We start from the raw sequence: 14516 nt of genomic DNA on the forward strand, positions 1-14516 counted from the left end.
GCCCCGCCCCTGTCACTTCTCTCAAGAAAGGTGCGGACCGGCGTGGCCGACCGTCTCATCGTCCGTGGCGCGCGCGAGCACAACCTGAAGAACGTCTCGCTCGACCTGCCTCGCGACTCGCTCATCGTCTTCACGGGCCTGTCCGGGTCGGGCAAGTCCTCCCTGGCCTTCGACACGATCTTCGCCGAGGGCCAGCGGCGCTACGTGGAGTCGCTCTCCTCCTACGCCCGGCAGTTCCTCGGCCAGATGGACAAGCCGGACGTCGACTTCATCGAAGGTCTCTCGCCGGCGGTCTCCATCGACCAGAAGTCGACCTCGCGCAACCCGCGCTCGACGGTCGGCACCATCACCGAGGTCTACGACTACCTGCGCCTGCTCTTCGCCCGCATCGGCAAGCCGCACTGTCCCGAGTGCGGCCGGCCGATCTCGCGCCAGTCGCCGCAGGCCATCGTGGACAAGGTCCTGGAGCTGCCCGAGGGCAGCCGCTTCCAGGTGCTGTCCCCGCTGGTGCGCGAGCGCAAGGGCGAGTTCGTCGACCTCTTCGCCGACCTCCAGACCAAGGGCTACTCCCGCGCGCGGGTGGACGGCGAGACCGTCCAGCTGTCCAACCCGCCCACCCTGAAGAAGCAGGAGAAGCACACCATCGAGGTGGTCGTCGACCGCCTCACGGTGAAGGACTCCGCCAAGCGCCGGCTCACCGACTCCGTGGAGACCGCGCTCGGCCTGTCCGGCGGCATGGTCGTGCTCGACTTCGTCGACCTCCCCGAGGACGACCCCGAGCGCGAGCGCATGTACTCGGAGCACCTCTACTGCCCGTACGACGACCTGTCCTTCGAGGAGCTGGAGCCCCGCTCCTTCTCCTTCAACTCGCCCTTCGGCGCCTGCCCCGACTGCTCCGGCATCGGCACGCGCATGGAGGTCGACGCGGAGCTGATCGTCCCCGACGAGGACAAGTCCCTCGACGAGGGCGCCATCCACCCCTGGTCGCACGGGCACACCAAGGACTACTTCGCCCGCCTCATCGGCGCGCTCGCAGACGCGCTCGGCTTCCGTACGGACATCCCCTTCGCGGGCCTGCCGCTGCGCGCCCGCAAGGCCCTGCTGTACGGCCACAAGACCCAGGTCGAGGTCCGCTACCGCAACCGGTACGGCCGCGAGCGCCGGTACACCACGGCCTTCGAGGGCGCGATCCCCTTCGTCAAGCGCCGGCACAGCGAGGCGGAGAGCGACGCCAGCCGCGAGCGCTTCGAGGGCTACATGCGCGAGGTGCCCTGCCCCACCTGTGCGGGCACGCGCCTGAAGCCCCTCGTCCTCGCGGTCACCGTCATGGGCAAGTCGATCGCCGAGGTCTCGGCGATGTCCATCAGCGACTGCGCGGACTTCCTGGGCGAGCTGACGCTCAACGCCCGGGACAAGAAGATCGCCGAGCGTGTGCTCAAGGAGGTCAACGAGCGGCTGCGGTTCCTGGTCGACGTCGGCCTGGACTACCTCTCGCTGAACCGCGCGGCGGGCACCCTCTCCGGCGGCGAGGCCCAGCGCATCCGGCTGGCCACCCAGATCGGCTCCGGACTCGTCGGCGTGCTGTACGTCCTCGACGAGCCGTCCATCGGCCTGCACCAGCGCGACAACCACCGGCTGATCGAAACCCTCGTCCGGCTCCGCGACATGGGCAACACCCTCATCGTCGTCGAGCACGACGAGGACACCATCAAGGTCGCCGACTGGATCGTCGACATCGGCCCCGGCGCCGGTGAGCACGGCGGCAAGGTGGTGCACAGCGGCTCCGTCAAGGAGCTGCTCGACAACGCCGAGTCGCAGACCGGCCTGTACCTGTCCGGGCGCAAGGCCATCCCGCTGCCCGACATCAGGCGCCCGCAGGACCCCTCCCGGCGGCTCACCGTGCACGGCGCCCGGGAGAACAACCTCCAGGACATCGACGTGTCCTTCCCGCTGGGCGTCTTCACGGCCGTCACCGGCGTCTCGGGCTCCGGCAAGTCGACGCTGGTCAACGACATCCTGTACACCCACCTGGCCCGCGAACTGAACGGCGCGCGGAACGTCCCCGGCAGGCACACGCGCGTGGAGGGCGACGACCTCGTCGACAAGGTCGTCCACGTCGACCAGTCGCCCATCGGCCGCACCCCGCGGTCGAACCCGGCCACGTACACCGGCGTCTTCGACCACATCCGCAAGCTGTTCGCGGAGACGACGGAGGCGAAGGTGCGGGGCTACCTGCCCGGCCGCTTCTCCTTCAACGTCAAGGGCGGCCGCTGCGAGAACTGCGCGGGCGACGGCACGATCAAGATCGAGATGAACTTCCTGCCGGACGTCTACGTCCCGTGCGAGGTCTGCCACGGTGCCCGGTACAACCGGGAGACCCTGGAGGTCCACTACAAGGGCAAGTCCATCGCCGACGTGCTGAACATGCCGATCGAGGAGGCGACCGACTTCTTCGAGGCGGTGCCCGCCATCTCCCGGCACATGAAGACCCTGAAGGACGTCGGGCTCGGCTATGTCCGGCTCGGCCAGTCCGCGACCACCCTGTCCGGCGGCGAGGCGCAGCGCGTCAAGCTCGCCAGCGAGTTGCAGCGCCGCTCCACCGGGCGCACGGTCTACGTCCTGGACGAGCCGACCACCGGTCTGCACTTCGAAGACATCAGCAAGCTGCTGACCGTCCTCGGCGGCCTGGTCGACAAGGGCAACACGGTCATCGTCATCGAGCACAACCTCGACGTGATCAAGACCGCCGACTGGGTCGTCGACATGGGCCCCGAGGGCGGCGCCGGCGGCGGCCTGGTGGTCGCCGAGGGCACTCCCGAGCAGGTCGCGGGCGTCCCCGCCAGCCACACGGGCAAGTTCCTGCGGGACGTGCTGGGCGCCGACCGCGTCAGCGACGCGCCCTCGGTGACCAGGCCGCGCAAGGCGGCGAAGACGGTGGCGGCCAAGGCCACCGCCAAGAAGACCGCCACGAAGACGGTCACCGGCACGGCGGCCAAGAAGACGGCGGCCAAGACGGCGACCGCCGCCAAGACGGCGACCGCCACGAAGGCGGCCAAGACGGCCAATATGGCGGCCAAGAAGGCCGCCAAGCCCGCCGCGAAGAAGACCACGCGGACGAGCAAGGCCTGAGTCCGGACGGCGTCGGGCCCCACGGATCATCCGTGGGGCCCGGCGCCGTGCACACGGTCCGTCCCTCAGGCGCCGGCCGGCTCCACGAACTGCATGTCGAGCTGGATCTTCACGACCTCACCCAGCAGCCCCGGAGCGAAATCCAGGCCGTACTCGCTGCGCCGGATCTCACCGGTCGCCTCGAACCCGGCGTGCCGGCCGCCGCCCTCCATCGGGACGTCCACCAGCCCGCCGAACTCCACGGCCAGGGTCACCGGGCGGGTCACGTCGCCGATCGTCAGCTCGCCGTCCATGGTCCAGTCGTCGCCCGCACCCGAGACCCGGGTCGAGCGGAAGGACATCGTCGGCCGCTTCTCCACGTCGAGCAGGTCGGAGGCCCGGACGTGCGCGTCCCGGTCGGCGTTCCCGGTGTCGATGGAGGCCAGGTCGATCGTCGAGGTCACCCGGACCTCCTCGGCCGTGCGGCCGACGTGCAGCTCCGTGTCGAACCCGGTGAAACGGCCCCGCACCTTCGCGATCCCGAGGTGGCGGATGGTGAAGTTCACCGAGGAGTGGAACGGGTCGAGGGCCCACGCACCGGGAGCGATGGGCAGGGGAGCGGCGGGCGTGCGGGTGTCAGTGCGGGTGTCGTTCGTCATGCCGTCCACCGTGCGGGCCGAGCAGCCCACGGAGGGAGACCGGCCCGAGCGTGGTAGTCGCAGGGCCACCCTTTCGCGCGTGCGCGTTGGTACGTTCGAAGGCGTGAGCGACAACGAGTTGGGCACGTTCCTGCGCCGCATGCGGGAGTCCGTCACCCCGGCCGAGGTGGGGCTCCCCGCCGGCACCCGCCGCCGTACTCCGGGCCTGCGCCGCGCCGAGCTGGCCACCCTCGCCGGCGTCAGCGTCGAGTACCTCACCCGGCTGGAACAGGGACGTGACCGCAACCCGTCGGTCCAGGTGCTCGGTGCCCTGGCCGACGCACTGGGCCTGTCCCTGCGGGAGCGGATGATGCTGCGCCGCCTGACCAAGGAGGCCGACGGCGGCGACCCGCTGCTGTGCGCCGCGGCCCCGGCGCGCGGCGGCGGCGTGCGCCCCACCGTGCGGGCCGTCCTGGACCGGATGGAACCCGCTCCCGCCGTGGTGCTCGACTGGGTCGGTGACGTCCTCGCCCACACCGGCGGCTATGCCCGGCTGACCGGCCCCATCGGACTGCTGGACGGCGAGCGGCCCAACCTGCTGCGGTACGTGTTCACCGACGCGCGTGCGCGGGTCGCCTACCCCGACTGGGACCGGGTGGCCGACGACATGGTCGCCCAGCTCCGGCAAGAGGCTCCACTGCGGGACCCGTACGTGAACGACCTGGCCGAAGAGCTGACCTTGACCGCCGGGGCGGCCTTCACCGACCGGTTCTCCGACCTCGGCGCGGCGGCCCGGCGGGTCGGCACCCAGCTCATGGTGCACCCCGAGGCCGGACCGCTGCGGCTGCTGCACGAGACGCTGACGTTGCCGGAGGAGGGCCGGCGGATCGTCGTGCACCTGCCCGCGGACGATGCCACCGCCGCCGCCCTGGACCGCCTGAACGGCCGCCGTCCCGGTGCCTTGCGGGCCGTACGCCGGGCGGTCTGAGAAACCGCCCACCGCCCACCGGCCCCGGACGCGGACCCGGACCCCGACACGGACGCGGGCCCAGACCCAGCCCCGGTCCCGGCCCCCGACGCGGACCGGAATGCCGGACCCGCGGCCGGTGTCGGCAGCCGTCGCGCCGCCGTCAGACGGCGACCTCGTGGGCGTACGGCGGTTCCGCGCCCGCACGGGAACAGGTGACCGCCGCCGCGCGGGCGGCGAAGCCCAGCAGCCCCGCCCAGCCCTCCGGTCCCAGCGCGGCCACGGCCGCGTCGTCGAGCGCGTCCCGCGCCGCGAGTCCGTGCAGGAGCGCCGCGTTGACCGTGTCGCCCGCTCCGATGGTGTCCACCACCTCGACGCGCTCGCCCGGCACCGTGTACTGGCCCCCGTCACGGGTGTACGCCGTCAATCCGTCGCCGCCCCGGGTGACCACGACCGCGGCCGGTCCCGCCGCGAGCCACTCCCCGGGCGTGCCGCCGAGCCACTCGGCGTCCTCGGCGGACAGCTTCAGCAGCGACACCGACGGCAGCCAGCTCTTGAACCGGGCCCGGTAGGCGTCCGGGTCCGGGATCAGCCCGGCCCGGATGTTGGGGTCCAGCGCGGTGAACACGCCCCGCGCGGCCGTCTCGCGCAGCAGTTCCTCGTACGCGCTCGCGCCCGGCTCCAGCACCAGCGAACAGGTCCCGAAGGAGACGGCCCGGGTGCCCGGCGGCAGACCGGCGGGCAGCCGGAACAGCCGGTCGGCCGTGCCGTCCACGTAGAAGGAGTACGCGGCCGAACCGTCCGCGTCGAGCGAGGCCACGGCGAGGGTCGTCGGCTCGGGCCCGCGCTGCACCGGGGAGACGTCGACGCCGGTCTCGCGCAGCCGGTCCAGCAACGCCTCGCCGAAGGCGTCGTACGACACCCGCGAGCAGAACGCGGCGGGTGAGCCGAGGCGGCCCAGCGCGACGGCCGTGTTGTACGGACCGCCGCCGAGCGCGGGCCGCAGTGCGGCGAGGGCGCCCGTGCCCTGCGGTACCAGGTCGATCAGTGCCTCACCGGCGACGACGATCACGGAAGGGTCCTTTCGTGGGCCTTGGCATGGGCTTCCCCGGACTGCCCGGAGAGCGGTGTGGGCCGCTCGGCGCAGCCGCAGGAGTCACGGTGGACGAAGGTGCAGGGCAGCCGCAGGGTCCGCGCGGGCCGGTCCGGTGCGGCGAGGCGATCGAGGAGCAGCCGGACGGCCCACGCCCCGATGTCCCTGCTGGGCTGGGCGACGGCGGTGAGCCGGGGGGAGAAGAGATCCGCCCAGGCGAAGTCGTCGAAGCAGCACAGGGCGAGGTCACCGGGCACGGACAGCCCCCGGTCCCGGAGGGCGCGCAGGGCGCCGATGGTCGTCGCGTTGTTGGCGGTGACCAGTGCGGTGGGCGGCACCGCCAGGGACAGCAGCTCCGCCGTGGCCCGCTCGCCGCCGGCCGCCTCGGAGTCGCCGTGGGCCAGCAGCCGCTCGTCGAACGGCAGCCCGGCGGCGGCGAGGCCGTGCCGGTACCCGGTGATCCGCTCGCGGGTGGTGCTGAGTCCCGGCCGGCCCGCGACCAGGCCGATCCGGCGGTGGCCCAGTCCGGCGAGATGGCGCACCAGCCCCGTCGTGGGCTCGGCGCTCTCGGCGCAGACCTGGTCGAAGCGCGGGGCGTCCGCGCTCTCCGGCACGTCGACGATGCGGTCGAGGAAGACGGTCGGCACCCGGTGGCGCGTCAGGTAGGCGAGGAGGTCCCGGGGTGCGGCGGAGGGCGCGACGATCATGCCGTCCACCCGCCGCTCGTGCAGCAGCCGGACCACTTTGCACTCGTGCCCGGGGTCGTCGTGCGGATCGGCGATGAGCAGGCTGTAACCGTGCTCCAGGGCGCCGGCCTCGACACCCTGGAGGATCTCCGTGAAGTACGGGTTGCTGATCGCCGACACCGCGAGCCCGATGGAGCGGGTGCGGGCGGTCACCAGGGAACGGGCCAGGGTGTTCGTCGTGTAGCCCAGCTCCTCGACGGCGTCCAGCACCGCCTGACGGGTGTGCGGGAGCACCGGGCGGGTGTCGTTGAGCACGTGCGAGACGGTCGCCACGGAGACCCCGGCGCACCGTGCGACGTCAGCCATGGTCGCCACCGGCGTACCCCCTTCGCGTGCGGTCGCGTCGTGGCGGGACCGTACCCCATGCCCCGCGGTCGCGTAAACGCTTGCGCAAGCGTTTACGCGACCGCGCTGAAAGACCCCGCCAACGGTCTCGATGGAGACCCCGCCGACGGTCCCGTTGGAGGCCTCGGCGGGAACCTCGGCGTAGACCACGGTGGAGGCCTCGGCGGAGACCCTCCCGCCCGGGCCACCCGGCCCGCCGGATATCGTCGCCCTGCACCCGCACACCCCGCCCGCGCCAGCTCACACACTCGCCCCGGCACCCGCCCCGACCAGTGGAGATCGCATGTCCGGCCGTCCCGCCCCGAGCCGCCGTACCGTTCTGCGTTCGGCCGCCGCCACGCCCGTCGTGGGCCTCGGCCTGGCCGCCTGCTCCCCGGGCGACGACGGTGCCGCGCCGGCCAGGCCGACCGCGCCCGTGGATCTCGGTGCGGAGGGGGAGGTCGCCAAGGGCGCGACCAAGCTCTTCCCGGACGGCAACGTGGTGGTCAGCCGGGCCGCGGACGGTTCCCTGAAGGCGTTCAGCACGGTGTGCACGCACGCGGGGTGCCCGATCAAGAAGCTGGCGGGGACCAAGCTCGTCTGTGACTGCCACGGCAGCGAGTTCGACGCCCGTACCGGCGAGGTGCTGCACGCCCCGGCGACCGTGCCGCTCGTCGAACTGCCCGTCGAGGTGAAGCAGGGCCGGATCGTCGCGAGCCCGGGGACCTGACCGGCAGGGGCCGGCGCGGCCGGTGCCCTACTCCCAGTCCCAGCCGATCCCCAGCATCCCCGACCTGATCCGCGGCTCCACGAGGTGCACCGAGCGGTGCTGCCCGCTGAGCGCCAGTTCCTGCCGCCCGCCGCGCGGTGCCGCCGGGGAGTGCTGCGTGAACCGGTGGCAGCGCACCGGGAGGGCCGCGGCGTCGAAGCGCACCTGGAGTGCGTACTGCCCGCCCGCCGTGCCGAACCCGCGGACGTACTCGCGCGACACACCGGCCGTGCCGTCCTCGACGCCGTAGCGGAAGAGGTGGGTGTCGCCCGCCCGCAGCCGCGTGTCGAAGAGCAGCTCCGTCACGAGGACACCGGTCTCCTGGTGGGTGCGGACACGTCCGGTGCGGCAGTTCTCCAGTGCGCGGACGCTCATCCGCGCGGGAACGCACCCCGGATCGCCGTGATGGACGGCGACGAAGCGGTCGACGCCGTCGTGGTGGGCGCGGACGATGAGGTGCGACTCGCGTCCGGCCAGCTCACGGCCGGGCCCGATCCGGATCCGTTCGTGATGCCCGAGGGTGTGCACCCCGCCGTCCGGGGCCGGGTACCCCAGTTCGGCCAGCAGCCCGTCCAGGACGCCCGAGGCCGCCAGGTGGGCGCGGTAGGAGCGGCCCGCGGGCGGTCGCTCCGAGGTCTCCGCGTCGGCCTCGGAGAGCAGGCGTATCAGCGACTCCTCGGGCAACTGGAGTATCTCCTCCAGGGCGCGCACGGCCCGCAGGGACTCCGGACGCTGCGGACGCCGGGCGCCCTGCTGCCAGTAGCTCAGACTCGTGACGCCCACCTTCACCCCGTGGCGCGACAGATGGTGCTGCACACGCTGGAGCGGCAGTCCGCGGGCGGCGATCGCCGCCCGCAGGGCGACGTGGAAGGGGCCGCCGCGCAGGGCAGAGTCGAGTTGCGCGGTGGCGACGTCCGCGTGCTGTGTGGCGTGCGGCATGCAGGGGCCCTTCTGTGAAGTTCACGACGGCTGGTCAGGCCGTCGACACGGATCGGCCGGGGCCGCCCCCCGGTCGCGGCGCAGAGGTCTTCACATCCGTACGCCGCGCTTCAGGGCCCCGAGTCCCTCCGCATTGAAGCGTGTTGACCTAGTCCGGACAACACTTGGCGCCCGACCGCCGTGCGCTCCTGGCCGAGAACGCACGGGCCCTCGCCACAAGGGCCACCCGGCGTGACCGACCGGTCCCGCACCGTCCTCCCCGGCCTGCCCCGACGGTTGTCCACAGGGGGCCCGGCCCGTCGTCCACAGCCCCGTCGAAGTGTCGGTCCGCGCCAGTAGGGTGTGAGTCATGGCCGACCCCTCCAGCTACCGCCCCAGGCCGGGAGAGATCCCGGACTCCCCGGGGGTGTACAGGTTCCGTGACGAGCACCGCCGGGTGATCTACGTCGGAAAGGCGAAGAGCCTGCGCCAGCGCCTGGCGAACTACTTCCAGGACCTGGCGAACCTGCACCCGCGCACCCGCACCATGGTCACGACCGCCGCGTCCGTGGAATGGACGGTGGTGTCCACGGAGGTCGAGGCGCTCCAGCTGGAGTACTCCTGGATCAAGGAGTACGACCCCCGGTTCAACGTCAAGTACCGCGACGACAAGAGCTACCCGTACCTCGCGGTCACGATGAACGAGGAGTTCCCCCGCGTCCAGGTGATGCGCGGCCAGAAGAAGAAGGGCGTGCGCTACTTCGGGCCGTACGGGCACGCCTGGGCGATCCGGGACACGGTCGACCTCCTGCTGCGCGTCTTCCCGGTGCGCACCTGCTCCGCGGGCGTCTTCAAGAACGCCGCCCGCACCGGCCGCCCCTGTCTGCTCGGCTACATCGGCAAGTGCTCGGCGCCCTGCGTCGGCCGCATCACCCCCGACGACCACTGGGACCTGGCCGACGAGTTCTGCGACTTCATGGCCGGCCGCACCGGCACCTACCTGCGCCGCCTGGAGCGGCAGATGGCCGAGGCGGCCGAGGAGATGGAGTACGAGCGGGCGGCCCGCCTGCGGGACGACATCGGGGCGCTCAAGAAGGCCATGGAGAAGAGCGCGGTGGTGCTCGCCGACGCCACCGACGCCGACCTGATCGCCGTCGCCGAGGACGAGCTGGAGGCGGCCGTCCAGATCTTCCACGTGCGCGGTGGCCGCGTGCGCGGTCAGCGCGGCTGGGTCACCGACAAGGTGGAGGAGATCACCACCGGCGCCCTCGTCGAGCACGCCCTCCAGCAGCTGTACGGCGAGGAGAGGGGGGACACCGTCCCCAAGGAGGTCCTGGTCCCCGCCCTGCCCGACCCGGTGGAGCCCGTCCAGCAGTGGCTGACCGAGCGCCGCGGATCGGGGGTGTCGCTGCGCATCCCGCAGCGCGGCGACAAGAAGGCGCTGATGGAGACCGTCCAGCGCAACGCCCAGCAGGCCCTCGTCCTGCACAAGACCAAACGCGCCTCCGACCTGACGACGCGCTCGCGCGCGCTGGAGGAGATCGCCGAGGCCCTCGACCTGGACAGCGCTCCGCTCAGGATCGAGTGCTACGACATCTCGCACCTCCAGGGCGACGACGTCGTGGCCTCCATGGTCGTCTTCGAGGACGGGCTGGCCCGGAAGAGCGAATACCGGCGGTTCCAGATCAAGGGCTTCGAGGGACAGGACGACGTCCGTTCCATGCACGAGGTCATCACCCGCCGCTTCCGCCGCTACCTCGCCGAGAAGGAGAAGACCGGCGAGTGGGCGGACGGCGAGGGACTGACCGACGGCGACCGGCCCACGACCGGCGCGGACGCCGCGGAGAACGGCGCGGTACCCACGGACGGCGGTCCGGTGCCCACGGACGGCGGTCCGGCACTCACGCACGGTCCGGCACTGACGGAAGAGCCCGCACCCGCACCCGCGCCCACGGACGGCCCGGCGCTCAAGGACGACGACGGCCGGCCCAAGCGGTTCGCCTACCCGCCCCAGCTCGTCGTCGTCGACGGTGGGCAGCCCCAGGTCGCCGCCGCCCAGCGGGCGCTGGACGACCTGGGCATCGACGACATCGCGGTGTGCGGTCTCGCCAAGCGCCTGGAGGAGGTCTGGCTGCCGCGCGAGGACGACCCGGTCGTCCTGCCCCGCACCAGCGAGGGCCTCTATCTGCTCCAGCGGGTCCGCGACGAGGCCCACCGCTTCGCGATCACCTACCAGCGCGCCAAGCGCGCCAAGCGCTTCCGCTCCAGTCCGCTGGACGACGTGCCCGGCCTGGGGGAGACCCGGAAACAGGCGCTGATCAAGCACTTCGGTTCGGTGAAGAAGCTGCGGTCGGCGACGATCGACCAGATCTGCGAGGTGCCCGGCATAGGCCGCAAGACGGCCGAGACCGTCGCCGTGGCCCTTGCCAGGGCCACCCCGGCCGCGCCCGCCGTGAACACGGCGACCGGAGAGATCATGGATGACGACGACGGGGCACCCGAGACGACGGCGGATGCCCCGGGGGAGCCCGTGTCCGCGGGCACCCCGGACGAACGACGGGGGCAGGAGAGATGAACGACCACGAGGCACGGCCCGCAGCGGAACCAGAACAGGTACGGCCCGCAGCGGAACGAGAACAGGCGCAGCCGCCGATGGGACGAGAACAGGCGCAGCCTGCGACGGAGCGAGATCAGGCGCAGCCCGCGACGGGACGAGAAAAGGCCCAGGGCACAGCCGAACGGGAACAGACCCGCGACGACGGAGCACAGGTGAGTACGGGCAAGGAAACGGCCGGGGCGCACGAGGCGGCCATCCCCGAGCTGGTGATCATCTCCGGCATGTCCGGGGCAGGCCGCTCCACGGCCGCCAAGTGTCTGGAGGACCTCGGCTGGTTCGTCGTCGACAACCTGCCGCCCGCGCTGATCCCCACCATGGTCGAGCTGGGCGCCCGATCCCAGGGCAACGTGGCCCGCATCGCGGTGGTCGTCGACGTCCGCGGCCGGCGCTTCTTCGACAATCTGCGCGAGTCCCTCGCGGACCTCGACGCCCGCGGCGTCACCCGCCGGATCGTCTTCCTCGAGTCCTCCGACGACGCCCTGGTGCGCCGCTTCGAGTCGGTGCGCCGCCCGCACCCCCTCCAGGGCGACGGCCGGATCGTCGACGGCATCGCCGCCGAGCGCACGCTCCTGCGCGAGCTGCGCGGCGACGCGGACCTGGTGATCGACACCTCCAGCCTCAACGTGCACGAGCTGCGCGCCAAGATGGACGCCCAGTTCGCCGGCGAGGAGGAGCCCGAGCTGCGGGCCACGGTGATGTCCTTCGGTTTCAAGTACGGCCTCCCGGTCGACGCCGACCTCGTCGTCGACATGCGCTTCCTGCCCAACCCGCACTGGGTCCCGGAGCTGCGCCCCTTCACCGGCCTCAACGAGGAGGTCTCCAGCTACGTCCTCAACCAGCCGGGGGCCAAGGAGTTCCTCGACCGCTATGCCGAGCTGCTCCAGCTGATCGCCGCGGGCTACCGTCGGGAGGGCAAGCGCTATGTGACCGTCGCCGTCGGCTGCACCGGCGGCAAGCACCGGTCCGTGGCCATGTCGGAGAAGCTCGCCGCCCGGCTCGCCGCCGAGGGCGTGGAGACGGTGGTCGTCCACCGGGACATGGGACGGGAATGACAGGGGAATGACAGGACGCACTCCGCGGCTGAGCAGGCTGCGCCGGGTGGTGCCCGAGGGACGCGGCGGCAGACCGGCCGACGCCCGCGCCGCCCGGCCCGAACAGACGCGCGGCGGCAAGCCGCGCCGCCGGGGCACCCAGCCCAAGGTCGTCGCCCTCGGCGGCGGCATGGGCCTGTCCGCCTCGCTCGCCGCACTGCGCCGGATCACCGGCGACCTCACCGCCGTCGTCACCGTCGCCGACGACGGCGGCTCCAGCGGGCGCCTGCGCGACGAGCTGGGCGTCCTGCCGCCCGGCGACCTGCGCAAGGCGCTGGCCGCGCTGTGCGGCGACGACGACTGGGGCCAGACCTGGGCCCGCGTCATCCAGCACCGCTTCCAGTCCCAGGGCGACCTGCACGAACACGCGGTCGGCAATCTGCTGATCGTCGCCCTGTGGGAGCAGCTCGGCGACCACGTCCAGGCGCTGGACCTGGTGGGCAAGCTGCTCGGCGCACACGGTCGGGTGCTGCCCATGTCCGCCGTCCCGCTGGAGCTCCAGGCCCTGGTCAGGGGCCACGACCCGGAGCGGCCCGACGAGGTGGACACCGTACGGGGGCAGGCGACCGTGGCGCTCACGCCCGGCGAGGTGCAGTCCGTGCACCTGGTGCCCAGCGACCCGCCGGCCGTCCCCGAGGCGGTCGACGCCGTCCTGGACGCCGACTGGGTGGTGCTCGGTCCCGGCTCCTGGTTCTCCTCGGTCATCCCGCACCTGCTCGTGCCGGATCTGCTGGACGCGCTGGTCGAGACGAAGGCGCGCCGGGTGCTCTCGCTGAACCTCGCCCCGCAGCCCGGAGAAACTGAGGGCTTCTCCCCGCAGCGTCATTTGGAGGTTTTGGGACGACACGCCCCTAAACTCGCCCTGGACGTGGTGCTGGCCGACGAGGCCGCCGTGCCCGACCGTGACTCGCTCACCGACGCCGCGAAACGGTTCGGCGCCGCGGTCGAGCTGGCTCCGGTCGCCCGGACCGACGGGACCCCGAGGCACGACCCGGAGCTGCTGGCCGCCGCGTACGACCGTATTTTTCGGATGCATGGAAGGATCGGCCCATGGCGATGACGGCAGCGGTGAAGAGCGAGATCTCCCAGCTCCCCGTCACCCGGACCTGCTGCAGAAAGGCGGAGGTCTCCGCCGTCCTGCGGTTCGCCGGCGGCCTCCACCTGGTGAGCGGACGCATCGTGATCGAGGCGGAGCTGGACACCGGGAACGCGGCGCGACGGCTCAAGCGGGACATCCTGGAGATCTTCGGGCACAGCTCGGAGCTGATCGTGATGGCGCCGGGCGGGCTGCGCCGCGGTTCGCGTTTCGTGGTCCGGGTGGTCGCGGGCGGTGACCAGCTGGCCCGGCAGACCGGCCTGGTGGACGGCCGGGGCCGCCCGATCCGGGGCCTGCCGCCGCAGGTGGTCTCGGGGGCCACCTGCGACGCCGAGGCGGCCTGGCGCGGGGCGTTCCTCGCGCACGGCTCGCTCACCGAGCCCGGCCGCTCCTCCTCCCTGGAGGTGACCTGCCCGGGACCCGAGGCTGCGCTTGCCCTGGTCGGTGCCGCCCGCCGGCTGTCGATCCCGGCCAAGGCCCGCGAGGTGCGCGGCGTGGACCGGGTCGTGGTCCGCGACGGCGACGCGATCGGTGCCCTGCTCACCCGGCTCGGCGCCCACGACTCGGTGCTGGCCTGGGAGGAGCGCAGGCTGCGGCGCGAGGTCCGCGCCACCGCCAACCGGCTCGCCAACTTCGACGACGCCAACCTGCGCCGCTCCGCCCGCGCGGCGGTCGCCGCCGGTGCCCGGGTGCAGCGGGCCCTGGAGATCCTCGCCGACGACGTGCCCGAGCACCTCGCCGCGGCGGGGCGGCTGCGCATGGAGCACAAGCAGGCCTCCCTGGAGGAGCTGGGCGCCCTCGCCGACCCGCCGCTGACCAAGGACGCCGTCGCGGGCCGCATCCGCCGCCTGCTGGCCATGGCCGACAAGCGGGCCTCGGACCTCGGCATCGCCGGTACGGACGCCAACCTCGGCGAGGAGGAGATGGCCGACAACCTCGTCGGCTGACCGGATGCCTCCGGCCCCCGGGCCCCGTACTCCAGGGTCCCCGTGCCCCCGTGCCCCCGGCCCCCGTGCCCCGGGCCGTACGGAACGAGGACAACGAGCCGGTGCCGGCGCCCACTTGGGTGATCGGCACCGGCTTTCGCGTGTCCTTGCCGCACTCTTGACTCGATCATGAGCTGTCATGAGCCTGGCATCTGTTCGCCGC

General features: G+C 72.5%; 11 protein-coding genes. 7 read left to right on the plus strand and 4 right to left on the minus strand.

Translation table 11 applies throughout. The features are described from left to right. Positions 1-42: 42 nt before the first annotated feature. Positions 43-3129, plus strand: coding sequence for an excinuclease ABC subunit UvrA (gene uvrA / locus B9W62_RS29280; RefSeq protein ID WP_087809960.1), 3087 nt, complete (start codon positions 43-45; stop codon positions 3127-3129). A 65-nt stretch (positions 3130-3194) separates the two neighbouring features. Here the strand turns inward: uvrA and B9W62_RS29285 are convergent, their stop codons facing one another. Then, positions 3195-3767, minus strand: a complete 573-nt coding sequence (locus B9W62_RS29285; protein ID WP_087812160.1) for a YceI family protein — start codon at positions 3765-3767, stop codon at positions 3195-3197. 103 nt (positions 3768-3870) lie between these two features. On the opposite strand from B9W62_RS29285, the gene B9W62_RS29290 reads away from it, so the two are divergent. Continuing rightward, positions 3871-4734, plus strand: a complete 864-nt coding sequence (locus tag B9W62_RS29290; RefSeq protein WP_087809961.1) for a helix-turn-helix domain-containing protein — start codon at positions 3871-3873, stop codon at positions 4732-4734. Positions 4735-4876: 142 nt separating this feature from the next. Here the strand turns inward: B9W62_RS29290 and B9W62_RS29295 are convergent, their stop codons facing one another. Together B9W62_RS29295 and B9W62_RS29300 are read right to left on the minus strand one after the other, a co-directional pair. Continuing rightward, positions 4877-5785 (minus strand): carbohydrate kinase family protein, encoded by a 909-nt coding sequence (locus B9W62_RS29295; protein ID WP_087809962.1) that lies wholly within the window; start codon positions 5783-5785, stop codon positions 4877-4879. Continuing rightward, positions 5782-6867: a LacI family DNA-binding transcriptional regulator gene (locus B9W62_RS29300; protein WP_087809963.1), complete on the minus strand. Its 1086-nt coding sequence runs from the start codon at positions 6865-6867 to the stop codon at positions 5782-5784. Before B9W62_RS29300 ends, B9W62_RS29295 begins: the two co-directional genes overlap by 4 nt. Before the next feature lie 313 nt (positions 6868-7180). Between B9W62_RS29300 and B9W62_RS29305 the strand changes: the two genes are divergently transcribed. Continuing rightward, positions 7181-7606, plus strand: a complete 426-nt coding sequence (locus B9W62_RS29305; protein WP_087809964.1) for a Rieske (2Fe-2S) protein — start codon at positions 7181-7183, stop codon at positions 7604-7606. A 27-nt stretch (positions 7607-7633) separates the two neighbouring features. Here the strand turns inward: B9W62_RS29305 and B9W62_RS29310 are convergent, their stop codons facing one another. Next, complete coding sequence (locus B9W62_RS29310) at positions 7634-8584, minus strand: hypothetical protein (protein WP_087809965.1); 951 nt, start codon at positions 8582-8584, stop codon at positions 7634-7636. Between the two features lie 349 nt (positions 8585-8933). On the opposite strand from B9W62_RS29310, the gene uvrC reads away from it, so the two are divergent. The 4 genes from uvrC to whiA are packed head-to-tail and all read left to right on the plus strand — an operon-like array spanning position 8934 to position 14314. Beyond that, entirely contained in the window at positions 8934-11138 is a 2205-nt protein-coding gene (gene uvrC / locus B9W62_RS29315) for an excinuclease ABC subunit UvrC (RefSeq protein WP_087809966.1), read from the plus strand. After that, positions 11135-12232 (plus strand): RNase adapter RapZ, encoded by a 1098-nt coding sequence (rapZ, locus tag B9W62_RS29320; protein ID WP_179235726.1) that lies wholly within the window; start codon positions 11135-11137, stop codon positions 12230-12232. Before uvrC ends, rapZ begins: the two co-directional genes overlap by 4 nt. Positions 12233-12239: 7 nt before the next feature. Beyond that, the gene (gene yvcK, locus B9W62_RS29325) at positions 12240-13331 is read left to right on the plus strand and encodes a gluconeogenesis factor YvcK family protein (RefSeq protein WP_087809968.1); all 1092 of its coding nucleotides are present in this window, start codon (positions 12240-12242) and stop codon (positions 13329-13331) included. Next, a complete protein-coding gene (gene whiA, locus B9W62_RS29330; protein ID WP_059300230.1) occupies positions 13322-14314 on the plus strand; it encodes a DNA-binding protein WhiA in 993 nt (330 codons plus the stop codon). The genes yvcK and whiA overlap by 10 nt, the downstream gene beginning before the upstream one ends. The last annotated feature ends 202 nt before the right edge of the window (positions 14315-14516 follow it).

Origin of the sequence: Streptomyces sp. CS113 (assembly GCF_002188365.1) — a bacterium.
In the GTDB taxonomy this organism is placed as follows: domain Bacteria; phylum Actinomycetota; class Actinomycetes; order Streptomycetales; family Streptomycetaceae; genus Streptomyces; species Streptomyces tendae.